Genomic DNA, 21,228 nt, shown 5'->3' on the forward strand with positions numbered 1-21,228 from the left:
GCCAACCCTGCCCCATCGCGCGTTCCGCGCCGCCCTCGTGCTGACCGTCGCGCTGGGCTTCGGCCCGGCGCGGGCGGTGGAGACCGCCTCCGTGCCGGCCCCCGCCGCGCTCGCACCCGCGGTGAGTGTGGCATCGGCGGCCATGCGCGAGGTGGTTGAGCGCGCCGTCGTGACCGGGACGCTCGTGCCCCGCGACGAGATCCTGGTGGCGCCCGAGATCGAGGGCTACCGCATCACCGAGCTTCTGGTGGAGGAGGGCGACCGGGTCGCGAAGGGCCAGGTCCTCGCGCGCCTGTCGCGGGAGATGATCGAGACGCAGGAAGCCGCCAACGTCGCGGCGATCGCCCGGGCCGAGGCCGCGATCGTGCAGGCCAGGAGCCAGATCGTCCAGGCCGAGGCCGCGCAGACGGAGGCGAAGCTCTCCCTCGAGCGGGCGCAGTCGCTGATCCGGACCGGGAACGCCACGGCCGCCACCCTGGAGCAGCGGGTCTCGACCGCGCAGGCCGCGGACGGCAAACTCGCCGCCGCGCGCGGCGGCCTCCAGGCGGCCGAGGCCGACCTCGCCACCGCAAAGGCGCAGGGCACCGAGATCGCGCTGAAGCGGGCGCGCACCGAGATCCGGGCCCCCGAGGCCGGCATCATCAACCGGCGCACGGCGCGCATCGGCGCGACCGCGACCGCCGCGGGCGAGCCGCTGTTCCGGCTGATCGCCCGGGGCGAGATCGAGCTCGAGGGCGAGATCCCGGAAACCTGGATGAGCCGCCTCAAGGTCGGCGATCCGGCACGCCTCGACCTCGACGGCGGGCGCAAGCTCGAGGGGCGGGTGCGCCGGGTCTATCCCGAGGTCGATCGCATGACGCGCCTCGGCAAGGTCCGGGTGTCCCTGAAGGACGATCCCGCTCTGCGCATCGGCGCCTTCGCGCGGGGGACCGTGGAGGTCGCCCGGCGCAGGGGCGTGGCGGTGCCGGTCTCGGCCCTCCTTTTCGGCGCGGACGGGAGCGCCAGCATCCTGGTCGTGCGCAACGAGCGCGTCGAGGCGCGGCGGGTCACGCCCGGCCTGTCGGCCGAGGGCTTCTCGGAGGTGCGCGGCGACATCGCGGAGGGGGATGCGGTCGTGGCGCGCGCCGGCAGCTTCCTGCGCGACGGAGACCGCGTCCGGGCCGTGCCGCAGGCGGGCGCGACCGTCCAGGCCGATGCCGTCGCCCGCTGATCGATCGGAGACCGCATCATGCGCCTGAACATCTCCGCCTGGGCCATCCGCAAGCCGCTGCCCTCGATCGTGCTGTTCATCGTACTGATGACGCTCGGCCTCGTCAGCTTCCGCTCCCTGCCGATCACGCGCTTCCCGAATATCGACATCCCGATCGTGTCGGTGACGATCACGCAGGCCGGGGCCGCGCCTTCCGAATTGCAGACCCAGGTGACGAAGTGGGTCGAGGATTCGGTCGCCGGCGTGAAGGGGGTCAAGCACATCCTCTCCACCATCACGGAGGGATCCTCCGTCACCACGATCGAATTCCGGCTCGAGGTGAACACCGACCGCGCCGTCAACGACGTGAAGGATGCGGTCTCCAAGGTGCGCATGAACCTGCCGCGCACCATCGACGAACCGATCATCAACCGCGTCGAGATCGCGGGCCTGCCGATCATGACCTACGGCGCCTCGGCGCCGGCGATGACGCCGGAGGACCTCTCCTGGTTCGTGGACGACGTGGTGGCGCGGCAGGTCCAGGGCGTGCGCGGCGTCGCGGGCGTCGAGCGCCTCGGCGGCGTCGCGCGCGAGGTGCGCATCACCCTGAAGCCCGACCGGCTGCTGGCGCTGGGCATCACGGCGGCCGACGTGAACCGGCAGCTGCGCCTCACCTCCGCCGACATGGCGGGCGGGCGCGGCGAGGTCGGCGGCCAGGAGCAGTCGATCCGGACGCTCGCGGCCTCGGCCAGCCTCGACACCCTCGCGGCGACCTCGATCGTGGTGCCGGGAAACCGCAAGGTCCGCCTCGACGAGCTCGCCACCCTGGTCGACGGCGCCGAGGAGCCCCGCACCTTCGCGCGCTTCAACGGCGAGCCCGTCGTGGCCTTCGCGATCTCCCGGGCGGCCGGCGCCAGCGACGCCGAGGTTTCGGTGGGCGTCGCCAGGAAGATCGACGACCTGCGGGCCGCCAATCCGGGCGTGCATTTCGACCTGATCGACACCTCCGTCACCAATACGGTCGGCAACTACCACTCGGCCATGATGGGGCTGATCGAGGGGGCGGCCCTCGCCGTCGTGGTGGTATTCCTGTTCCTGCGCGACTGGCGCGCGACGCTGATCGCCTCGATCGCGCTGCCGCTCTCGGTGCTGCCGACCTTCTGGGTGATGAGCGCCCTCGGCTTCTCGCTGAACGCCGTCAGCCTGCTCGCCATCACCCTGGTGACGGGCATCCTAGTCGACGACGCCATCGTTGAGATCGAGAACATCGTGCGCCACATGCGGATGGGGAAATCCCCCTACCGCGCGGCGCTCGAGGCCGCCGACGAGATCGGGCTGGCGGTCATCGCCATCACGGCGACCATCATCGCGATCTTCGCGCCCGTCTCCTTCATGGGCGGCATCGCCGGGCAGTATTTCAAGCAGTTCGGCCTCACCATCGCGGCCGCGGTCTTCATGTCGCTCCTCGTGGCGCGCCTGATCACGCCCCTGCTGGCCGCCTACTTCCTGCGCGACCACGGACCGGATGAGACCCGGGACGGCATCGTGATGCGCGGCTACACCCGCCTCGTCGCCTGGTCCGTCCGCCATAAGTACGTCACCCTGGTCGCCGGCCTCGCCTGTTTCGCCGCCTCGATCATGTCGACCGGGCTGCTCCCGGCGGGCTTCCTGCCGGCCGAGGACGCCGCCCGCACCCTGTTCGTCGTCGAGCTGCCGCCGGGGGCGCGCCTGACCGAGACCGTCCGGGTCACGGACGGTCTCGTGGACAAGATCCGGGCGATGCCGGAGGTCCGCAGCGTCTTCATCGACGGGGGGCGCCAGCTCCCCGGCAAGAAGGAGGTGCGCCTCGCGACGCTCACCATCAACCTGACCCCGAAGAACGCCCGCGAGCTGACGCAGAAGCAGATCGACGTGCAGGTGGGCACCATCCTGCGCAACGAGCCGGACATCCGCTTCTGGGCCCTGCGCGAGGGCGGCCAGCGCGACCTCGCGCTGATCATCGCGGGGCCGGACAAGGCCGCCGTGGCCGAGGTCGCGGCGCGCCTCCAGCGCGAGGCGGCGCAGCTGCCCCACCTCGTCAACGTCATCTCGACCGCGCCCCTCGACCGCACCGAGATCCGCATCGTGCCGAAACCCGGGATCGCGGCCGATCTCGGCGTCTCGACCGATCTCATCGCCGAGACCGTCCGGGTCGGCACGATCGGCGACATCGGCGCCAATCTGGCGAAGTTCAACGCCCGCGACCGTCAGGTGCCGATCCGGGTGCAGCTGCCCGAGCGGCTGCGCGGGGATCTGGCCGAGATCGAGACGCTGAAGGTGCCGGTGAAGGGCGGCGCGGCCGTGCCCCTGTCCACGGTCGCCGACCTCAGCCTCGGGCAGGGCCCGACCGCGATCGACCGCTACGACCGCTCGATCCGCGTCGCCCTCGAGGCGGACATGCAGGGCTCCGACGCCCTCGGCTCGCTCATCGAGAGCGTGATGAACCTGCCCGCCGCCAAGGACCTGCCGCCCGGCGTCACGATCAGCCAGACCGGCGATGCCGAGGTGATGGGGGAGGTCTTCGGAGGCTTCGCGATGGCGATGGGCGCCGGCCTGATGATGGTGTTCGGCGTGCTGGTGCTGCTGTTCGGCTCGTTCCTGCAGCCCGTCACGATCCTGTTCTCGCTGCCGCTCTCGATCGGGGGCGCGATCCTCGGGCTCCTGATCTTCCAGAAGCCGATCTCGATGCCGGTCGTCATCGGCATCCTGATGCTGATGGGCGTCGTGACCAAGAACGCCATCATGCTGGTCGACTTCGCCGTGGAGGAGATGGCGCGGGGCGTCGACCGGGCGACCGCGATCGTGGAGGCGGGCCGCAAGCGCGCCCGGCCTATCGTGATGACCACCATCGCGATGGCGGCCGGCATGGTGCCCTCCGCGATGGCCCTCGGGATCGGCGGCGAGTTCCGGGCCCCGATGGCGATCGCGGTGATCGGCGGCCTGATCGTCTCGACGGGCCTGTCCCTCGTCTTCGTTCCGGCCTTCTTCGTCCTGATGGACGATCTCTCGCGCGGGCTGGTCCGCCTGTTCAGCCGCTTCGTCGGCAAGCGCGACGATCCCGAGGACGAGGCCGCCTTCGCGCATCCGGGCTACGCGGCCAACGATGGGCGGACCTACACGCCGCCCCGCGTCGCGGCGGAATAGGGGCGAGACCCTCGGCTGAACCCATCGGGCCGCTCCGTCGTTGCCGCACCGAACCCGTGCTTGAGTTCGGAGAGACCACGATGGCCGATGTGAATGCCCAGCCCGATGCCCGTGCGACGAAGATGGTCGACGCGCTGGTGCGCTCCCGCCGGGGCAGCCTCGCGGCGGGCGCGGCCCTGGGCGGCCTCGCCCTGATCGCCGGCCTCGCCTTCCGGGCGATCCGGGGCGGCGAGCCCGAGGCGGCGCCGGACACGCCGTTCTCGCAGGTCGACGAGGACGAGGCGCGCCTGATGCTGCGCGCCATGGTGGCGGCGACCGTCGCGGACGGCCTGGTCGATGCCGACGAGCGGCGGCGCCTCGACGAGGCGGTCGAGGCGGCCGGTCTCGACCGCGACGGCCGGGCGTGGCTCGAGGCGGAATTGGCCGACCCTGCCAGCATCGACGCGATCGCGGACCCGGTGACCGATCCCGAGGCGGCGGCCCGGATCTACGCGGCGGCGCGCCTCGCGATCGAGGCGGACACGCTGCAGGAGCGCCAGTTCCTGCGCATGCTGGCCGAGGCCCTGGACGTGCCCGAGGCGGCGACGGGGCGCGTCGACCGCGCGCTCGCCGGCTGAGGCCGGCCTCAGCCGCCCGCGCGCTCCGTCAGGAACGCCCGCATGCGCTCGAGCGCCCGCGCGATGTTCTCGGCGGAGTTCGCGTAGGACAGGCGGATGTAGCCCTCGCCGTGGACGCCGAAATCCGGGCCCCCGATCACCGCGACCCCCGCCTCCTCGAGGAGCGCCGAGGCGAGGGGCTTCGCCTTCCAGCCCGTCCGCTCCACGTTCGGGAAGGCGTAGAACGCGCCCTTCGGCGTGATGCAGGAGACGTTCGGCAGGGTGTTCAGGCCCTCGACCACGAGGGCCCGGCGCCGGTCGAACTCCGCCACCATCTCGGCCACGCAATCCTGCGGGCCGTCGAGCGCCGCGATGCCGGCCCACTGGGTGGCGGCGTTCACGCAGGAATGGGCGTTCACCGCGAGCTTGCGGGCCGCATCGTAGAGGGGCTTCGGCCAGACCGACCAGCCGAGCCGCCAGCCCGTCATCGCGTAGGTCTTCGAGGCGCCGTCGAGGTAGATCAGCCGGTCCCGGATCTCCGGATAGGCCAGGAGCGAATGGTGCGCCTCGCCGTCGTAGGTCATGGTCCCGTAGATCTCGTCCGACAGCACCGCCACGTCCGGATGCCGCGCGAGACCCGCCACCAGGGCGTCGATCTCGCGCTTCGGCGTCACGCCGCCCGTCGGGTTGGCGGGGGAGTTCACGATCAGGAGGCGGGTCCTGTCGGTGATGAGGCCGAGGGTCTCCTCGGCCGAGAAGGCGAAGCCGTTCGCCTCGCGGATCGGCACCGGCACCGGCGTCGCGCCGGTGAACTCGATCATCGACCGGTAGATCGGGAAGCCCGGGTCCGGGTAGAGGATCTCCGCGCCGGGCTCGCCGAACATCAGGATCGCCATGAACATGGTGACCTTGCCGCCGGGCACGATCAGGACGCTCTCGGGCGAGACCTCGACCCGGTGGCGGCGATGGATGTCCCGGGCCACGGCCTCGCGCAGGGGCAGGATGCCGGTGGCGGGCGTGTAGCCGTGGTGCCCGTCGCGCAGGGCCTGGATGCCGGCCTCCACGATATGGGCCGGCGTCGGCATGTCGGGCTGCCCGATGCCGAGATTGACGATGTCGCGTCCCTCGGAGGCCAGCTGGTTGGCGCGCGCGAGCACCGCGAAGGCGTTCTCCTCGCCGATACGCCCGAATGCGGGAACGATCGTGAGCATGGAGCGGCCTCCTCTCAGGGACGATTCAGGACGGACGGCGTCGGGGCCATCCTGCCCCGGTCAGGTTGGTGCAGGCCAGGATCGTGCAGCCAGGATCGTGCAGCCAGGATCGGGGCCGCCGGGACCGGGCCGGCACAGCCCGCGCCCATGCCTCAGCCGTTGGTGTTGGAGCGGTCCGCGAGGCGGCTCGCCGCGTAGGACAGCGCGACGCCGAGCACGCCGAGGATCACGAAGGTCTTGACGGAGGCGTAGAACAAGGCCGGCTCGATGCCCTGATCGGTGTAGAGCACGGCGCCGATGGCGGCGATCGGCACGAGCACGAGGATGAGGAGCGGCGTCAGCGGGTTCATGGTCGGCACTCACGTCTGAAGGGACCGCCGGGATCGCCCACGGCGTCGGTTTCGCGAAAAAAGCGACCGTGCATAGCACCGCCGGGCCGTGCTGGGGACACCCCCGGCGAAAGATTCTGCCGGCCCGCGGCGATTGACGGCGCGGGCTCGCGGCCGGAGCGCCGCGGGGACGATCGCGCCGGTCGATCCTCAGGCGGGGATGCGCACCGTCGCCCGCAGGCCGCCGAGGGGGCTGTCGTGCAGCGAGACGTCGCCGCCATGGGCCCGGGCGATGTCCCGGGCGATGGCCAGACCGAGGCCGGAGCCGCCCGCGTCCTGGCGCGCGTCGTCGAGGCGCAGGAACGGCTTGAACACCTCCTCGCGGCTCTCGAGCGGGATGCCCGGCCCGTCGTCGTCGATCGAGACCAGGAAGGAGCGCGCCTCCTCCCGGCCCGAGATCGCGACGGTCTCGCCGTAGCGCGCGGCATTGGCCGCGAGGTTGAACAGGCAGCGGCGGAAGGCGTCGGGCCGGACCGTCACCAGGGGCGAGCCGTTGAGGTCGACCGCCGCCACGTGCGCGCCGAGGCGCTCGACATCGGTGCGGAGGTCCTCGAGCAGCGCCCGCATGTCCGTCGGCGCGGCGGGCTCGGCGGAATCGCCCCGCGCGAAGGCCAGGTAGGCCTCGAGCATCCGGCTCATCTCGTCGACGTCGCGCAGGAGGTCCTCCACCTCGGGCGTCTGCTCCACGAGGGCGAGGGAGAGCTTGAAGCGGGTGATGATGGTGCGCAGGTCGTGGCTCACGCCGTTGAGCATCGTCGTGCGCTGCTCCATCGCGCGCTCGATGCGCCGCTTCATCTCGATGAAGGCGTGCCCGGCCTGCCGCACCTCCCGGGCGCCGCGCGGGCGGAACTCGATCTCGCGGCCCTTGCCGAACCCCTCCGCGACGGCGGCGAGGCGCAGGATCGGCTTGATCTGGTTGCGCAGGAACAGGATCGCGACGCCGAGGAGCACCAGCGACGAGCCGATCATCCAGACGAGGAAGATGTGCGAGTTCGAGGCGTAGGCCTGGCTGCGCCGCGCGGTGATCCGCATCACGCCGTCCGGAATCGCGACCCGGATCTCGATCAGGCTCGAGCGGCCGACCGTGTCGATCCAGAAGGGCCGCCCGATCTGGCGCTTGATCTCGTCGGACAGGGCCTCGTCCAGGATGGAGAAGAACGGGCGCGGGCCGGGTGCGGGGAGCCTGGCGCCCTTCAGGACGTCGAGGTCGAGGCTCAGGCGCTCGCCCGCGATCCGGGTCAGCGTCTCGGCATCCTTGTCCTGCGGATAGCTCTCGTAGATGTCGATCAGCGCAGCGATGTCGGCCGTCACCGCGGAGGAGAGGCGCTTCGTCACGAGCTGCCAGTGCCGCTCCATGAAGGTGTAGGCGATCACGGACTGGAGCAGCACCACGGGCGCGATGATGATGATCAGCGACCGGGCGTAGAGGCCCTTCGGCAGCGCGTCGCCGATCGCCCGCGCGAGCCTGCGCCAGAGCGTGAGCGGCCCCGGCATCGTCGCGCGCACCCGGCGCGCCTCCCGCATCATCCGCGCCAGGGCGGGGTCGGGCGCGTTCATCGCGGCTCAGTCGATGACGAGGCGATAGCCGACGCCGCGCACCGTCTGGAGGAATGTCGGGTTGGCGGGGTCGACCTCGGTCTTGCGGCGCAGCCGGTTGATCTGCACGTCGATGGTCCGCTCCGCCGCCGCGCCCCCGTTCCCCGCCAGCGCGTCGCGCTCGACATTGGCGCCGCCCGCGGCCGCCAGGATCGTCAGGATCTCGCGCTCGCGCTCGGTGATGCGGATCATCTCGTCCTCGCGGCGCAGCTCGCCCCGCTCGATCCGGTAGGAGAAGGGCCCGAACGTCACCACGTCGCCGCCCGAATCCCGCCTCGGCCCGGAGGCCCGGTTGATGATGTTGTTGAGCCGCAGGATCAGCTCCCGGGGCTCGAAGGGCTTCGGCAGGTAGTCGTCGGCGCCGATCTCGAGGCCGAGGACCCGGTCGTTGGTGTTGTTGCGGGCCGTCAGCATCAGGATCGGGACCCGCGAGGTCTCGCGGACCTTGCGGGCGTAGTCGAACCCGTTCTCGCCCGGCATCATCACGTCGAGCACCATGGCGTCGAAGACGAGGCTCTGCGCCTTGGCCCGCGCCTCGGCCGCGTTGGCCGCCGCCGTGACCCGGAAGCCCTGCTCGAACAGGTAGCGGGAGAGCAGCTCCCGCACGCGCCGGTCGTCATCGACCACGAGGACGTGGGGCGCCTGATCGGACAATTCGTAGCGCGCGCTGGCGGCCCCGCCCGACATCAGGCGGTGCCCCGCGAGCGGCGCGCCATCAGGCGGCAGACGGCGGCGCGCTCGTCGGGCTCGATCATGGCGAGGAGGAAATCGTGGGCCGAGGCGGCGGAGGCGCCGGTCGGCTCGGCGCGGTCGGCGAGCGCGCGCGCGACGCGGCGCGTCTGCACGCGGGTGAGGTCGGCGGCGAGATCCGCCCCCGCGCCGGTGCAGAACAGGAGCCGCTGGCGCCGGTCGCTGGTGCCCGTCTTCTGCTCGACATAGCCCTGTTCGATCAAGTCCTTGAGCACCCGGTTGAGACTCTGCTTCGTGATCCGCAGGATATCGAGAAGTTCGGCGATCGTAAGACCGGGATAGCGCACGACGAAGTGCAGGACCCGGTGGTGGGCGCGCCCGAACCCGTACTCGGCCAGGATCCGGTCGGGATCGCCGACGAAGTCCCGGTAGGCGAAGAATAGGAGCTCGATCAGGTCGTCGCTCGCGACGCCCTGCGCCTCCGGCGCGTCCCGGCCCTGCGCCTCCGGCGCGTCCCGGCCCGGAGCCTCGGCGATCCCGGCCACCGATACCTCTTCGCGCGTCATGGGCCGTGTCACGTCTCGGTCAGTCCCGATTTAAGTCAGTGTTGTTGACATATCTCAGTCCGGTTGATACCCGTCAAGCCTTCCGGCAAGACGGGGCTCCGGCGCCCGCGCGCCCGCGCCCGCCCGCCGGCTTCAAGCCCGATCGATTGACCCCGCGGTCCCGTCCCGGCGGCCCGCGCGACGAGGAACAAGCGCCATGTCCGTGATCCCGTTCGACGAGCGCGAGGGCACCATCTGGTTCGATGGCGCCATGGTGCCGTGGCGGGAGGCCAAGATTCACGTCCTCAGCCACGGTCTGCACTACGGGTCGGCGGTGTTCGAGGGTGAGCGGGCCTATGGCGGCCGCATCTTCAAGAGCCGGCAGCACTCGGAGCGGCTGCGCCGCTCGGCCGAGCTCCTCGACTTCACGGTTCCCTACAGCGTCGACGAGATCGAGGCCGCGAAGGCGCTCGTCCTGAAGACGAGCGGGCTGTCCGACGCGTATCTGCGGCCGGTGGCCTGGCGGGGCTCCGAGATGATGGGCGTGGCGGCCCAGAACAACACCATCCACCTCGCCATCGCGGCGTGGGAATGGCCGAGCTACTTCGACCCGGCCACCAAGATGAAGGGCATCCGGCTCGACATCGCGGATTACCGCCGGCCGGACCCGCGCACCGCGCCCTCGACCTCGAAGGCGGCCGGCCTCTACATGATCTGCACGATCTCGAAGCACCGGGCCGAGAACAGGGGCTACGCCGACGCCCTGATGCTCGACTGGGAGGACAACGTTGCGGAATGCACCGGCGCGAACGTGTTCTTCATCCGGGACGGGGTGATCCACACGCCGCTCGCCGACCGCTTCCTCGACGGGCTCACCCGCCAGACCGTGATCGACCTGGCGCGCCGCCGCGGCTTCGAGGTGGTGGAGCGGCGGATCCGGCCCGAGGAGATGGAGAGCTTCAGCGAGTGCTTCATCACGGGGTCGGCCGCCGAGGTCACGCCGGTCTCCGAGATCGGGCCCTACCGGTTCACGCCGGCGGCGATGACCAAGACCCTGATGGACGATTACAGCGCCGAGGTCCAGCCGAAGGCGCACGCCGCCTGAGGGCTCGCGGGCGGCGACAGGGCCCGGAACCGGGCTCCGTCGCACGCGTTGATGCGGAACATTTCATGAACGAAAGATCCGCGCATGACCAAGCCCACCGCCCGTACAAGCACGACATCCAAGGCCGGGGCGCCTGCGAAGACGGCCGAGGCGTCGAAGGCCGACGCGAACCCGAAGACCGATCCCAAGGACGTCTCGAACCAGATCAAGGATCCGGACCAGTGGACCACGGGGGGCGAGCCGATGACCGGCGCGCAGGCCTCCTACCTCAAGACCCTTTCGGAGGAGGCCAAGGAGCCGAAGGCCTTCGATCCGGACCTCGACAAGGCCGAGGCCTCGAAGCGCATCGACGCGCTGCGCAAGGAGACCGGGCACGCCTGAGGCGGCGCGCGGCCGGGCGCCGCTCCGGCGGGGCCCGGCCGCACCGTGCCGGGGCCTGCCTGCGCCGTTCCGGAATCCCGGCGCACCGGATCGGCGCGAATCGGCGATCGACTTAAAGTCTCCGAAACGAAGCCCGTCTAGGATGCGCCCTCGCACGCGCCACGAGGACGACGACCGATGACGAAGCCGGGACCATGGGGGCAGCGAGGACGCGCAACCCTAGATTGTGTCCGTCGGCTCGTCTCGGATGAGGGCGGCGCCACCGCGATCGAGTACGCCATGGTGGCGGGGCTGATCTTCGTGGCGATCCTCGGAAGCGTGCGCGTCTTCGGCGAGCGGATGACCACGATCTACGAGCGCATCAGCAACAACGTCGGGGCGAGCTTCAACTAGCCCCCTCGGCCCGCGGCGGGGCCCCGAACCGAGGCGCGGCCCCCGGACGGCCTAGCGCTTCCTGGGCTCTGGCCGCTTCCGGGGGGCGCCGCGGCGCGGCGCCTCCGCGGGCTTGGCCGGATCGGTCCAGAACGCCTCGAAGATGTTCTGCATCGCCTGCACGTTCTGCTCCTGCACCTCGGCCCCCGTCCGGAGCATCTGCTGGAACATGTCGAGGGGGGCCTGATCGGCGGCCGGCTCGGCCTTCGGGCCGGCGGGCGCGCGGGGGGCGCCCGGGCGCTTCGGGGCCGCGGCGGGGGGAGGCAGGAAGGCCTTCATCATGTCCGCCCAGAGCGGGGCGGCGGCCAGCAGGGGATTGGCCGGCTCCGGCGCGGCGCGGGGGGCGGGCTCCGGCAGCGTCTGGTTGAGCATCATGTGCACGATGCTCGCCACGATCATACCGGCCATCATCGGCAGCATCTGGCGCAGCACCTGCGAGCCGACACCGCTCGCGCTCGACGCCTGCTGCAGCACCGCCTGGGCGAGGGCCGGGGAGCCGAACATCCCGCCGAGCATCGCCTCGGCGCCTGCCGGGGTCCGGCCCGGGGCGAGGCCGAAGAACTGGGACAGGCCGGTCGGGTCCTGCGCGGCGTTGCGCTGCATCCCGAGGGCGAAGGCCGGCATCAGCGCCTCGAGGGCGCGCCGGGTCTGGTCGGGGGTCAGGCCGAAGGGCTGGCCCATGCCCTGCCAGGCGGCCGCTCCCTGGGCCTGAAGCATGTCGATCGGATTGAACATCGCCGCTGGGCCCTTCATCCACCGGCACCGGGGCGCCACGGGCGTGAACCTCACGCTCGCTCTCAGCTTAGTCCGATTGGGCCACCACTGGCCAGCGCGGGTGCCGATCCGGGGAGCGCCGGGCCCGAATCGCCCGTGGATTCCCCGAAACCCGGCCGATCGCGTGCGGTCTCGGCGCCTCGCACGAGGGCGCGGTCTCGGCGCCTCGCACGAGGGCGCGGTCTCGGCGCCTCACACGAGGGCGCCGGTCCGGGCCGGCGCCTCCGCCAGCACCGCCTCGGCCTCGACCCGCACGGCCTCGGGCAGCGGCGGGTTGGCGGCCCGGATCGCCTCGGCGCGCCGCTCCAGCCGGGTCACGGTGCGGAACGCGAGGGCGATCCCGAGGCTCCCGAACACCAGGGAGCCGACGCCGATTCCGGCGATCACCCCGGGCGGTCCGTAGAGGGCGGCGCCGGCGAGCGCCGGCGGCATGGTGCCGAGGGTGGCCCGGCCCCAGTTCAGCCCGGTGGAGAGGAACGGGAAGCCGAGATTGTTGAACGAGGCGTTCGACAGGAACAGGAGCCCGTTGAAGAACCAGACCGCGCCGCTCACGAAGCAGAAGAACCCGAACAGATCGCCCGCCAGCCCGTCGAGTTCGAACAGGCACATCAGGGGTCCGCGGGCGAGGACGAGGGCGAGCCAGACCACCGCGACGTAGAGGGCGGTGACGAGGGCGCCATCGCGCAGCACGCCCCGCATCCGGTCGAACCGGCCCGCCCCCCAGTTCTGGCCGAGGATCGGCCCGATCGAGCCCGACATGGCGAAGAGGCCCCCGAAGGCCACCGGCGTCAGCCGGTCGATCACCACGTTGGCCGCCACCGCCACGGCCCCGAACTTCGCCAGCGCGTGGGCGATGAAGGCGCTCGCCACCGAGGGCGCGAGGTTCGTCAGCACCGCCGGGAGCGCGATCCGGAACACCACGGGGGCGTCCGAGATCGTGTCGGCGAGGCTCGGCCGGGCCAGCATCCGGTGCTGCCAGACGCCCCAGAGGCCGACGAGCGCGAAGGTCCCGCGGGCCACCCCCGTGGTGATCGCTGCCCCGTCGACCCCGAGGCCGGCCCCGAAGATCAGGAGCGGGTCGAGCCCGGCCGTGACGATGGCGCCCCCCAGGGTCACGTACATGGCCTGGCGCGCGGCGCCGACCGCGCGCAGCAGCCCCGAGAACATCATCCCGGGCCCCATCAGGACGTTCGACGGCAGGGCGATCCAGAGGAAGCGCTCGGCCACCGCCAGGGTCTCGCCCTCGGCGCCGATCATCCGCAGCAGGGGATCGAGCACGGGCAGCATGACGAGGACCAGGAGGGCGGCGACGACGATCCCGTGGAGGGTGCCCGAGGTGGCGAGGCGCCGGGCGCCCGCGTGGTCGCCGGCCCCGATCGCCCGCGAGACCAGGGCGCCGGCCGCGATCATCAGCCCGATATTGATCGAGATGGCGAAGAACTGGACGATGGTGGCGAAGCCCACCGCCGCGGTCAGCTTCGGGTCCCCGAGCTTCGAGACGTAGAGGAGCGAGAGCAGGTCGACGACGAAGATCGCCATCAGGCCGATCGACCCGGTGGCGCTCATCACCACGACGTGGCGGAACGTCGAGCCCGCGACGAAGCGCGGGACCTCGGCCGCCGGCACGGGCCGGCCGGGCAGGCCTTCCTCGCCGGCCTTGATCGGGCCCTCAGGCATCCCGCCTGCCGTCCTGGGTCTCGAGATCGCGGGCCTCGGGCGCGCGGGCTTGGAGATCGCGCGCCTCTGGATCCGGCGCCCCCCGCTCCCGGACCTCCGCCTCCTGCGCCTCGAGGGCGCGCTGGGCGGCGTCGCGGCGCTCGACCCCGATGATGTCGCGGGTCTCGGCGCTCAGCGCCCGGGCGGGGCGCTGGGGAGCCGTCAGGGGCTCGGGCTTCAGCTCGCTCTGGGCGCCGCGCATCCAGCTCGACCCGTCGGGCAGGGCGCCGGCCTGCTGCAGCACGAGGCGCGCCACGTCGCGCTTGCGCACGTCCTCGGCGGTGCGCGCCGCCACCTCGTCGGGCACGCCGAGGCCCTCCAGGGTGGCGCGCCCGAAGGCGAGGGCGGATTCGACGGTCTCGCGCAATTGGTAATCCACGTCCCGGTTCATCAGCTCGACCGCGTGGGTGCGGTCGTAGGCCCGCACGTAGGTGCGCACGCTCTCGAATTCCTCGTGCACCATGTCGACGATCTTGAGGGCCGCCTCCGGCTCGTCGATGCAGATGCAGACGAGCTCGACCCGGCCGATGCCGGCGGCGCGCAGCACGTCGAGCCGGGTGCCGTCCCCGTAATAGACCCGGAAGCCGAAGCGCGAGGCGGAGCGGATCTGCTCCACGTCCTTGTCGATCACCGTGACGCCGACCCCCTCGGCCAGCAGCACCTGGGTCAGGATCTGCCCGAAGCGGCCGAAGCCGATGACGAGGACCCGGGCCTCCGCCGACTCGATCACGTCGGTGCCGGGTTCGAGCGCGGTGCTGGGGCGCCGCGCCAGCGCCGCGTCGAGGGCCTTGGCGGCGACGGGCCCGACCAGCATGGTGAGGGCGGCGAGCGCCACCGCGAAGCGGGTCGCGTTGGCGTCGAGGAGGCCGAGGCCGCCGCCGACGGGCAGGAGCACGAAGGCGAACTCGCCGGCGGGCGCCAGGATGGCGGCGCCCCGCACCGCGTCGAGCCAGGAGGAGCCGAACAGCCGGAACAGCCCGGCCACGAGGGCGACCTTGATCAGGATCGCCGCCGCGGTGGCGCCGAACAGGGCCGGCCACATCGCCCGCACGAGGCCGCCGTCGATCGACATGCCGACGCTCATGAAGAACAGGCCGAGCAGCATGCCGCGGAAGGGCTCGATATCGGCCTCGAGCTGGTGCCGGAAGTTCGATTCGGCGAGGAGGATGCCGGCCAGGAACGCTCCCATGGCCATCGAGAGCCCGACCTCCTGCATCAGGAGGGCGGTGCCGAGCACCACCAGGAGGGCCGCCGCCGTCATCACCTCGCGGGCGCCGCTCGCGGCGAGCAGGCGGAAGAACGGGTTCAGGCCGTAGCGCCCGACGAGCACCACCGCCAGGATGGCCACCAGCGCCTTGCCGGTGGATTGCACCGCCGCCCCGAACCAGAAGCTCTCGCCGCCCCCGCCCCCCGCCGTGGCGAGGAGCGGCATCAGGGCCAGGATCGCCACCACGGACAGGTCCTGGAACAGCAGCACCGCGAAGGCGCGCGAGCCGTAGGGCGTGCCGAGGTCGCCGCGCTCCTCGAGAAGCTGCAGGGCGACCGCCGTCGCCGACAGCGCGAGGGCGATGCCGATCACGGTGGCGGCCGTGCCCGGGAGGCCGAACAGAAACCCGGCGCCGCCGAGGACGAGGGAGCAGATCAGGAGCTGCGCGGTGCCGAGGCCGAAGATGTCGCGGCGCATCGAGACGAGCTGCGACAGGTGCAGCTCGAGCCCGACGATGAACAGGAGCAGCACCACCCCGATCTCCGCGACGCTCGCGGCGGTCTCGGGCTCGGCGATCAGGGAGAAGCCGAAGGGGCCGATCAGCACCCCGGCGACGAGGTAGCCGAGGACGGCGCTCTGGCCGATCAGCCGGAAGATCGGCACGCCGATCACCGCCGCCGACAGGAAGGTCAGGACCGGCGGCAGGAAGCTCGCATGTTCGCTCGGGCTCGCCATCACGGGTCCAGGCTGGAGGGGCCGCCTCCGGGGACGCCGGACGGCGACGTCCCCTCGGAATCCGAACCCTCTTAGCCCAGCGCTCCGCCGCCCGTCACGCCCGCCCCCGTGCCGCACCGCACCCGGCGCGCGGCCCGCCGCTCGGCCCGGCGGGCCGCGAGGAGGCCGCCGACATCCTCGGCCGGGTGCAGCTGCGCTGCATCCGCGGCGTCCTGCCGGGTCAGGCCGATATCCCGCAATTCCCGCTCCGACATGGCGCCGAGCTCGGCGAGCAGGCGGCGGTTCTCGGAAAGCCGGGCGAGGAACCGGGCGAGCGCGGCGGCGATCCCCGCGAGCCCGTGCCGGAGGCGCCCGGCCCGGCCAAGCCGCCCGCCCGCCGCCCGCGATGCCCCGCCTCCCGCTCCGCCGCGCATGTCCGTCGTCTCCGCTGCGGGGCGACGATGCGCGTCGGTGCGCCGGGCGGCCAGGGATGGACCCGCACGGTTCGGCGAAACTGTCTGGGTCAATGTTCAGTACGGTTCGGCGCCGGGCCCGATCCTGACGCCTCCCGGGCGGCGGCGGGCGCTCGCCGTCGGGGCCCGGCCCCCGCCCTCATGGCTCCCCTGCGTCACCGGGAGTCACCACGTCCGGCAAATGTGCTATGGAGGCGCGAGGAGCGGGCGGGTTTCGACCGGCCAGACGGTTGACAGGGGGGGCTCCGCCTCGCCACATCCCGGATCATGAGCGCCGACATCACGAATCCCACCGCCCCGGACGGGGCCCACGCTGCCGCGGCACAGGCCGACGGGTCTCAGGTCGCCGGGGCCAAGCCGCCCCTGGAGATCCTGCTGGCCGCCCCCCGGGGCTTCTGCGCCGGCGTCGTGCGCGCCATCGACGTGGTCGAGCGGGCGCTCGCGATCTACGGCCCCCCCGTCTATGTCCGCCACGAGATCGTCCACAACAAGTACGTGGTCGAGAGCCTGAAGCGGAAGGGCGCGGTGTTCGTGCGCGAGCTCGACGAGGTGCCGGACGGCTCCGCCCCGGTGATCTTCTCGGCCCACGGCGTCGCCAAGACGGTGCCGGCCAACGCCGACAGCCGCGGCCTCACCACCATCGACGCGACCTGCCCGCTCGTGACCAAGGTCCACCGCGAGGCGGAGATCCACCACAAGCGCGGGCGGCACGTCCTCCTCGTCGGCCATTCGGGCCATCCCGAGGTCGTCGGCACCATGGGGCAGTTGCCCAAGGGCTCGATCACCCTGGTGGAGGACCTGGAGCAGATCGCCGCCCTGACCCCCGACGACCCGAACAACCTCGCCTGGGTGACGCAGACCACGCTCTCGGTCGACGACACCCGCCACATCGTCGAGGCCCTCAAGAAGAAGTTCCCGAACATCACCGGGCCGCACAAGGACGACATCTGCTACGCCACCACCAACCGCCAGGAGGCGGTGAAGCAGATCGCGCCCCTCGTCGACGCCCTGATCGTGGTCGGCTCCTCGAACTCCTCGAACTCGCAGCGCCTGCGCGAGGTCGCCGAGCGCGTCGGCTGCCCGATCACCCGCCTGGTGCTGCGCGCCGAGGAGATCGACTGGCCGGCCTTCGAGGGCGTGCGGCGCCTCGGCCTCACCGCCGGGGCCTCCGCCCCCGAGGTGCTGGTCGAGGAGATCATCGACGCCTTCGCGGCCCGCTACGAGGTCACGGTGGACACGGTCTCGACGGTGGTCGAGGACATGTCCTTCCCGCTGCCCCGGGAACTCCGCAGCGAGGCCGCCGAGTAGGGCGCGGCGCCGCCCCCGGGACCGACGGACTTCGTGCAGGGGCGCCCGGTCGGCGCCCCTTCGTTCGTCGAAGTCCCGTTCCGCATGAGCCCAGTCCAGAAGGTGAGCGAAGGCGTGGCCGTCTACACCGAGGTATCCGACGAGGCGCTCACCGCCTTTCTCACGGCCTACGAGATCGGCGGCCTGCTCTCCTACAAGGGCATCGCCGAGGGCGTCGAGAACACCAACTTCTTCCTGCACACCACCGCGGGCTCCTACATCCTCACGCTCTACGAGAAGCGGGTGCGGGAGGACGACCTGCCGTTCTTCCTCAACCTGATGGCGCATCTGGCGCGCCGCGGGCTCGCCTGCCCGCAGCCGGTGCGCAACCGCGACGGCGCGGCGCTCGGGCGCCTGTGCGGGCGCCCGGCCGTGATCGTGAGCTTCCTCGACGGGGTCTCGGTCAAGCATCCGGGGGTCCACCATTGCCGGGCGCTCGGCGGCGCGCTGGCGAGGCTCCACGCGGCCGGCTCCGATTTCGGGATGGTGCGGGAGAACAACCTCTCGGTCGGCGCCTGGCGCGGGCTGTTCGCGCAGGCTGGGGCGCAGGCCGACAGCGTCGCGCCGGGCCTCGCCGAGCGCATCCGCGGCGACCTCGCGGTGCTGGAGGCGGGCTGGCCCCGGGGCCTGCCCGGCGGCGTCATTCACGCGGACCTCTTCACCGACAACGTGTTCTTCATCGGCGACGACCTGTCGGGGCTGATCGACTTCTACTTCGCCTGCACGGACGCCTTCGCGTACGACCTCGCGATCTGCCTCAACGCCTGGTGCTTCGAGGCGGATGGCCGCTTCCACCGGGACATGGCGGGCGCCCTCATCGCCGGCTACGAGGCGGTGCGCCCGCTCGCGCCCGCCGAGGTCGCCGCCCTGCCGATCCTGTGCCGGGGCGCGGCGCTGCGCTTCCTGCTGACCCGCCTCGTCGACTGGCTCAACGTGCCCCCCGGCGCCCTCGTCCAGCCGAAGGACCCGCGCGAATACGACCGCCGCCTGAGCTTCCACCGCACCGCCCGCGACGCGCGCGATTACGGCCGGGCGGGGTGAGGGGCCGGGGCCCGCGCGCGCGCCGGCCCCTTCAAAGCCCCTTCAAAGCCCCTTCAAAGCCCCTTCAAAGCCCCTTCAGATCACCTTCAGCAGCGCCTCGGCGCCGGAGGCTTCGGCCTTGGAGGGGGATTCCTCGATGTTGAGGTTGCGCACGACGCCGTCCTCGATCAGCGCCGAGTAGCGCTTCGAGCGGATGCCGAGGCCGAAGCCGGTGCCGTCCATCTCGAGGCCGGTGGCCTTGGCGAAGTCGGCGTTGCCGTCGGCCAGGAACTCGATGCCCTCGGCGCCGGAGGCCTTGGACCAGGCATCGAGCACGAACACGTCGTTGACGGCGGTGACCGCCACCGCGTCGATGCCCCGGGCCTTGATCTCGGCGAGCTTGGCGACGAAGCCCGGCAGGTGGTTGCGGTGGCAGCTCGGCGTGAAGGCGCCCGGCACGCCGACGAGCACGACGCGGCGGCCCTTGAAGACGTCGTCCGTGGTGCGGGCCTGCGGGCCGTCCGGGCCGTTCACGCGGAAGGTCGCCTGGGGCAGGTGGTCGCCAACCTGAATCGTCATCCGCTGTCTCCTCGGTCGCCGGCCGCCGCGGCGGCCTCTCCGCCGGCATGCGCGCCGCGGGCTGAAGGGTGCGGCCCGTCTAGCGTGGCCGCTGGCGCCTGTCGAGGCGAGAGACCCGGGCCGAGGGCGCTGCACCACGCCGCACAAGGGTGGGGGAGGGCGCTTTGCGCGCTGGACAACGCATCCGGGGGGCGTAGCATATGGGCATGGAGAACCCGCGCCACGGCGACACTGCCTTCCTCGACGGCCAGTTCCTGGTGGCGATGCCGGGGCTGACGGATTCCCGCTTCGCCCGGTCCGTGATCTACGTCTGCGCCCATTCGGCGGACGGCGCCATGGGCATCATCGTCAACAAGCCCGTGACCGACCTCTCGATGCCCGACCTCCTGGTCCAGCTCGACGTGGCGCCCGAGGCGGACGCGATCCGCCTGCGCGAGCGCGTCGGCCACATGCCGGTGCTGATGGGCGGCCCCGTCGAGGGCAAGCGCGGCTTCGTGCTGCACACCGACGATTTCCACATCGACCAGTCGACGCTGATCATCGACGACGGCATCTGCCTCACCGCCACGGTCGAGATCCTGCGCGCCATCGCCAACGGCGACGGGCCGGCGAGCGCCGTGCTGGCGCTCGGCTATGCCGGCTGGCAGGCGGGGCAGCTCGAGAGCGAGATCATGGCCAATGGCTGGCTCAACTGCCCGGCCGATCCGGAGCTGATCTTCCACCCGGCCCTCGACGCGAAGTACGAGCGGATCCTGCGCAGCAACGGCATCGACCCGGCCATGCTGTCGTTGAGCGCCGGGCGCGCCTGAGCGGGCGCCGTCTCGCCGTCGCACACCCCCGCCGCCGGCGCACCCCGAAGGACGCCCGACGCCTCCTCCCGCGCCTATTCGCCCATCGGCGGCGCGCCGACCGCGTCGGGGTTCATGCCCTCGACCGGGGGCTTGCGCCGGACCGGGCGCGGGGCCGCCGAGGCGGTGGGGGCGGCGCCCGGGGTGACGCCGAGGCGGGTCGCCAGGGCGATCGCCCGGGCCTCGGAGAAGCGCAGGTGGCAGAAGCCGTGCGCGCCCTCGCGGGCATAGGTGCGGCAGACCTGCTCGCGGTCGGAGGAGAAGGCGGCCTGCTCGGTGACGATCGGGCGGACGTCCTCCCGGCGGGCGCGCTGGGTCATCAGCTTGTAATTGTCCCGCACCGCCTTGTCGGCGATGCCCCGGGCGGTGTCGAACTCGGCCGAACGCGGGATCAGGCCCGCCGCCGCCGGCCCCCACAGGCCGCGCGGCGTCGTGGCGCAATCCTGGGCCGAGAAGGTGCAGACCGGGTTGCCGCCGAGCGGCGTCACCAGCACGCCGCCCTCCAGCACCTCGAAGCGGAGCGGGCACTCGGCCGCGGCGGCCTCGAAGCGCCCGACCCCCTCGGGCCGTCCCTCGGAGGTCAGGGTCAGGGGCTTGCCGCCGTTGAGCGGCACCGAGCAGGATTCCGTCGGCTGCGAGACCTTGGTGCCCGGCAGCGTCAGGCGCGCCGTCATGGCGGTGCCGGCCCGCTCGAGCTTGAGCGAGCCGTTCAGCCCGTTGAGCAGGAGGTCCTGACCCAGCACGTTGTCGTCGCCGGGCGCCTTCAGCACCACGGGCTTCGGGGGCGCGGCCGGCCGGGGCGCCTCGGCGCCCGGCTCGCCGGGGACGCCGGGGGGCAGCGGCGCGCCGGGCTCCGGCACGCCCTGGGGCGGCGCCTGGGGCACGCCGCGCGGCGGCACCGGGGGCTTGGCCGCGCGACCGATCCCGAACAGTTCCTCGAAGAAGTTCTGCGCGGCGGCTGCCTGGGGCAGGGCGGCGAGGACGGCGAGCGCGAGGAGCGGGGGAACGAGAACGCGGATCGGACGCATCGAGTCTTTCGAGCCGGAGAGCCTGGACGGATGCTGCCGGAACCGGGTTCCGCCGGCAGGATCGTCGGTTCCCCCCGAGTGTAGCACGCGATCGATGGCGCGGGCGTGGCGGCTCGGCAACAAAATCGCCGGGCGGATCGTGGGAAAAGCGGCGCCGCGGCCGGCGAACCGTCAGATCTCTCAGGAGGATAGCGTGCTCGGTGCG

At 72.2% G+C, this 21,228-nt stretch carries 20 protein-coding genes; 9 read left to right on the plus strand and 11 right to left on the minus strand.

Annotated elements, in window-relative coordinates:
• The first annotated feature begins 7 nt into the window (after positions 1-7).
• The 3 genes from F6X51_RS10390 (at position 8) to F6X51_RS10400 (ending at position 4,989) form a co-directional block, all read left to right on the plus strand.
• Complete coding sequence (locus F6X51_RS10390) at positions 8-1,210, plus strand: efflux RND transporter periplasmic adaptor subunit (protein WP_246696748.1); 1,203 nt, start codon at positions 8-10, stop codon at positions 1,208-1,210.
• 18 nt (positions 1,211-1,228) lie between these two features.
• Complete coding sequence (locus F6X51_RS10395; protein ID WP_150963298.1) at positions 1,229-4,372, plus strand: efflux RND transporter permease subunit; 3,144 nt, start codon at positions 1,229-1,231, stop codon at positions 4,370-4,372.
• Between the two features lie 80 nt (positions 4,373-4,452).
• Positions 4,453-4,989, plus strand: coding sequence for a DUF533 domain-containing protein (locus F6X51_RS10400; protein WP_246696737.1), 537 nt, complete (start codon positions 4,453-4,455; stop codon positions 4,987-4,989).
• 8 nt (positions 4,990-4,997) lie between these two features.
• Here the strand turns inward: F6X51_RS10400 and F6X51_RS10405 are convergent, their stop codons facing one another.
• The 5 genes from F6X51_RS10405 to F6X51_RS10425 form a co-directional block, all read right to left on the minus strand.
• Positions 4,998-6,179 (minus strand): pyridoxal phosphate-dependent aminotransferase, encoded by a 1,182-nt coding sequence (locus F6X51_RS10405; RefSeq protein WP_150963300.1) that lies wholly within the window; start codon positions 6,177-6,179, stop codon positions 4,998-5,000.
• Between the two features lie 152 nt (positions 6,180-6,331).
• Positions 6,332-6,529, minus strand: coding sequence for a hypothetical protein (locus tag F6X51_RS10410; RefSeq protein ID WP_150963302.1), 198 nt, complete (start codon positions 6,527-6,529; stop codon positions 6,332-6,334).
• A gap of 189 nt (positions 6,530-6,718) precedes the next feature.
• Positions 6,719-8,125, minus strand: a complete 1,407-nt coding sequence (locus tag F6X51_RS10415) for an ATP-binding protein (RefSeq protein WP_150963304.1) — start codon at positions 8,123-8,125, stop codon at positions 6,719-6,721.
• Between the two features lie 6 nt (positions 8,126-8,131).
• Positions 8,132-8,851, minus strand: a complete 720-nt coding sequence (locus tag F6X51_RS10420; RefSeq protein ID WP_150963306.1) for a response regulator — start codon at positions 8,849-8,851, stop codon at positions 8,132-8,134.
• Positions 8,851-9,420 (minus strand): MarR family winged helix-turn-helix transcriptional regulator, encoded by a 570-nt coding sequence (locus F6X51_RS10425; RefSeq protein ID WP_150963308.1) that lies wholly within the window; start codon positions 9,418-9,420, stop codon positions 8,851-8,853. Before F6X51_RS10425 ends, F6X51_RS10420 begins: the two co-directional genes overlap by 1 nt.
• A gap of 196 nt (positions 9,421-9,616) precedes the next feature.
• Between F6X51_RS10425 and F6X51_RS10430 the strand changes: the two genes are divergently transcribed.
• From F6X51_RS10430 to F6X51_RS10440, 3 genes are all read left to right on the plus strand, one after another.
• Positions 9,617-10,504, plus strand: a complete 888-nt coding sequence (locus F6X51_RS10430) for a branched-chain amino acid aminotransferase (protein WP_150963310.1) — start codon at positions 9,617-9,619, stop codon at positions 10,502-10,504.
• 84 nt (positions 10,505-10,588) lie between these two features.
• The gene (locus F6X51_RS10435; protein WP_246696738.1) at positions 10,589-10,885 is read left to right on the plus strand and encodes a DUF3072 domain-containing protein; all 297 of its coding nucleotides are present in this window, start codon (positions 10,589-10,591) and stop codon (positions 10,883-10,885) included.
• Between the two features lie 177 nt (positions 10,886-11,062).
• A complete protein-coding gene (locus tag F6X51_RS10440) occupies positions 11,063-11,278 on the plus strand; it encodes a Flp family type IVb pilin (RefSeq protein WP_150963312.1) in 216 nt (71 codons plus the stop codon).
• A 51-nt stretch (positions 11,279-11,329) separates the two neighbouring features.
• On the opposite strand, the gene F6X51_RS10445 is transcribed toward F6X51_RS10440, so the two are convergent.
• From F6X51_RS10445 to F6X51_RS10460, 4 genes are all read right to left on the minus strand, one after another.
• Positions 11,330-12,052 carry a DUF937 domain-containing protein gene (locus tag F6X51_RS10445; RefSeq protein WP_246696739.1) on the minus strand — a complete coding sequence of 241 codons (723 nt, stop codon included), beginning with the start codon at positions 12,050-12,052 and terminating at the stop codon, positions 11,330-11,332.
• 231 nt (positions 12,053-12,283) lie between these two features.
• Positions 12,284-13,768 (minus strand): MATE family efflux transporter, encoded by a 1,485-nt coding sequence (locus tag F6X51_RS10450; RefSeq protein ID WP_150963314.1) that lies wholly within the window; start codon positions 13,766-13,768, stop codon positions 12,284-12,286.
• Positions 13,761-15,749 (minus strand): monovalent cation:proton antiporter-2 (CPA2) family protein, encoded by a 1,989-nt coding sequence (locus F6X51_RS10455; RefSeq protein WP_150963316.1) that lies wholly within the window; start codon positions 15,747-15,749, stop codon positions 13,761-13,763. Before F6X51_RS10455 ends, F6X51_RS10450 begins: the two co-directional genes overlap by 8 nt.
• Before the next feature lie 71 nt (positions 15,750-15,820).
• A complete protein-coding gene (locus F6X51_RS10460; RefSeq protein ID WP_150963318.1) occupies positions 15,821-16,162 on the minus strand; it encodes a DUF1127 domain-containing protein in 342 nt (113 codons plus the stop codon).
• 306 nt (positions 16,163-16,468) lie between these two features.
• On the opposite strand from F6X51_RS10460, the gene ispH reads away from it, so the two are divergent.
• Together ispH and thrB are read left to right on the plus strand one after the other, a co-directional pair.
• Positions 16,469-17,509, plus strand: coding sequence for a 4-hydroxy-3-methylbut-2-enyl diphosphate reductase (gene ispH, locus F6X51_RS10465; protein ID WP_246696740.1), 1,041 nt, complete (start codon positions 16,469-16,471; stop codon positions 17,507-17,509).
• Positions 17,510-17,623: 114 nt separating this feature from the next.
• Positions 17,624-18,589 (plus strand): homoserine kinase, encoded by a 966-nt coding sequence (thrB, locus tag F6X51_RS10470; protein ID WP_150963628.1) that lies wholly within the window; start codon positions 17,624-17,626, stop codon positions 18,587-18,589.
• Positions 18,590-18,664: 75 nt separating this feature from the next.
• On the opposite strand, the gene F6X51_RS10475 is transcribed toward thrB, so the two are convergent.
• The gene (locus F6X51_RS10475; protein WP_150963320.1) at positions 18,665-19,147 is read right to left on the minus strand and encodes a peroxiredoxin; all 483 of its coding nucleotides are present in this window, start codon (positions 19,145-19,147) and stop codon (positions 18,665-18,667) included.
• Positions 19,148-19,347: 200 nt separating this feature from the next.
• Here F6X51_RS10475 and F6X51_RS10480 point away from each other — a divergent pair, with 200 nt between their 5' ends.
• Positions 19,348-19,956, plus strand: a complete 609-nt coding sequence (locus F6X51_RS10480; RefSeq protein WP_150963322.1) for a YqgE/AlgH family protein — start codon at positions 19,348-19,350, stop codon at positions 19,954-19,956.
• A gap of 74 nt (positions 19,957-20,030) precedes the next feature.
• Here F6X51_RS10480 and F6X51_RS10485 read toward each other — a convergent pair whose 3' ends face one another.
• A complete protein-coding gene (locus tag F6X51_RS10485; protein ID WP_150963324.1) occupies positions 20,031-21,023 on the minus strand; it encodes a cupin domain-containing protein in 993 nt (330 codons plus the stop codon).
• Positions 21,024-21,228 lie beyond the last annotated feature (205 nt).

It is taken from the genome of Methylobacterium planeticum (assembly GCF_008806345.1).
GTDB lineage: Bacteria > Pseudomonadota > Alphaproteobacteria > Rhizobiales > Beijerinckiaceae > Methylobacterium > Methylobacterium planeticum.

What these genes read in the sequence shown, in the direction of transcription:
- F6X51_RS10395 (WP_150963298.1), top strand. Translation starts at nt 1,229, where the DNA reads ATGCGCCTGAACATCTCCGCCTGGGCCATCCGCAAGCCGCTGCCCTCG.
- F6X51_RS10400 (WP_246696737.1), top strand. Translation starts at nt 4,453, where the DNA reads ATGGCCGATGTGAATGCCCAGCCCGATGCCCGTGCGACGAAGATGGTC.
- F6X51_RS10405 (WP_150963300.1), bottom strand. Translation starts at nt 6,179, where the DNA reads ATGCTCACGATCGTTCCCGCATTCGGGCGTATCGGCGAGGAGAACGCC.
- F6X51_RS10410 (WP_150963302.1), bottom strand. Translation starts at nt 6,529, where the DNA reads ATGAACCCGCTGACGCCGCTCCTCATCCTCGTGCTCGTGCCGATCGCC.
- F6X51_RS10415 (WP_150963304.1), bottom strand. Translation starts at nt 8,125, where the DNA reads ATGAACGCGCCCGACCCCGCCCTGGCGCGGATGATGCGGGAGGCGCGC.
- F6X51_RS10420 (WP_150963306.1), bottom strand. Translation starts at nt 8,851, where the DNA reads ATGTCGGGCGGGGCCGCCAGCGCGCGCTACGAATTGTCCGATCAGGCG.
- F6X51_RS10425 (WP_150963308.1), bottom strand. Translation starts at nt 9,420, where the DNA reads ATGACGCGCGAAGAGGTATCGGTGGCCGGGATCGCCGAGGCTCCGGGC.
- F6X51_RS10430 (WP_150963310.1), top strand. Translation starts at nt 9,617, where the DNA reads ATGTCCGTGATCCCGTTCGACGAGCGCGAGGGCACCATCTGGTTCGAT.
- F6X51_RS10435 (WP_246696738.1), top strand. Translation starts at nt 10,589, where the DNA reads ATGACCAAGCCCACCGCCCGTACAAGCACGACATCCAAGGCCGGGGCG.
- F6X51_RS10440 (WP_150963312.1), top strand. Translation starts at nt 11,063, where the DNA reads ATGACGAAGCCGGGACCATGGGGGCAGCGAGGACGCGCAACCCTAGAT.
- F6X51_RS10445 (WP_246696739.1), bottom strand. Translation starts at nt 12,052, where the DNA reads ATGTTCAATCCGATCGACATGCTTCAGGCCCAGGGAGCGGCCGCCTGG.
- F6X51_RS10450 (WP_150963314.1), bottom strand. Translation starts at nt 13,768, where the DNA reads ATGCCTGAGGGCCCGATCAAGGCCGGCGAGGAAGGCCTGCCCGGCCGG.
- F6X51_RS10455 (WP_150963316.1), bottom strand. Translation starts at nt 15,749, where the DNA reads ATGGCGAGCCCGAGCGAACATGCGAGCTTCCTGCCGCCGGTCCTGACC.
- F6X51_RS10460 (WP_150963318.1), bottom strand. Translation starts at nt 16,162, where the DNA reads ATGCGCGGCGGAGCGGGAGGCGGGGCATCGCGGGCGGCGGGCGGGCGG.
- ispH (WP_246696740.1), top strand. Translation starts at nt 16,469, where the DNA reads ATGAGCGCCGACATCACGAATCCCACCGCCCCGGACGGGGCCCACGCT.
- F6X51_RS10475 (WP_150963320.1), bottom strand. Translation starts at nt 19,147, where the DNA reads ATGACGATTCAGGTTGGCGACCACCTGCCCCAGGCGACCTTCCGCGTG.
- F6X51_RS10480 (WP_150963322.1), top strand. Translation starts at nt 19,348, where the DNA reads ATGGGCATGGAGAACCCGCGCCACGGCGACACTGCCTTCCTCGACGGC.
- F6X51_RS10485 (WP_150963324.1), bottom strand. Translation starts at nt 21,023, where the DNA reads ATGCGTCCGATCCGCGTTCTCGTTCCCCCGCTCCTCGCGCTCGCCGTC.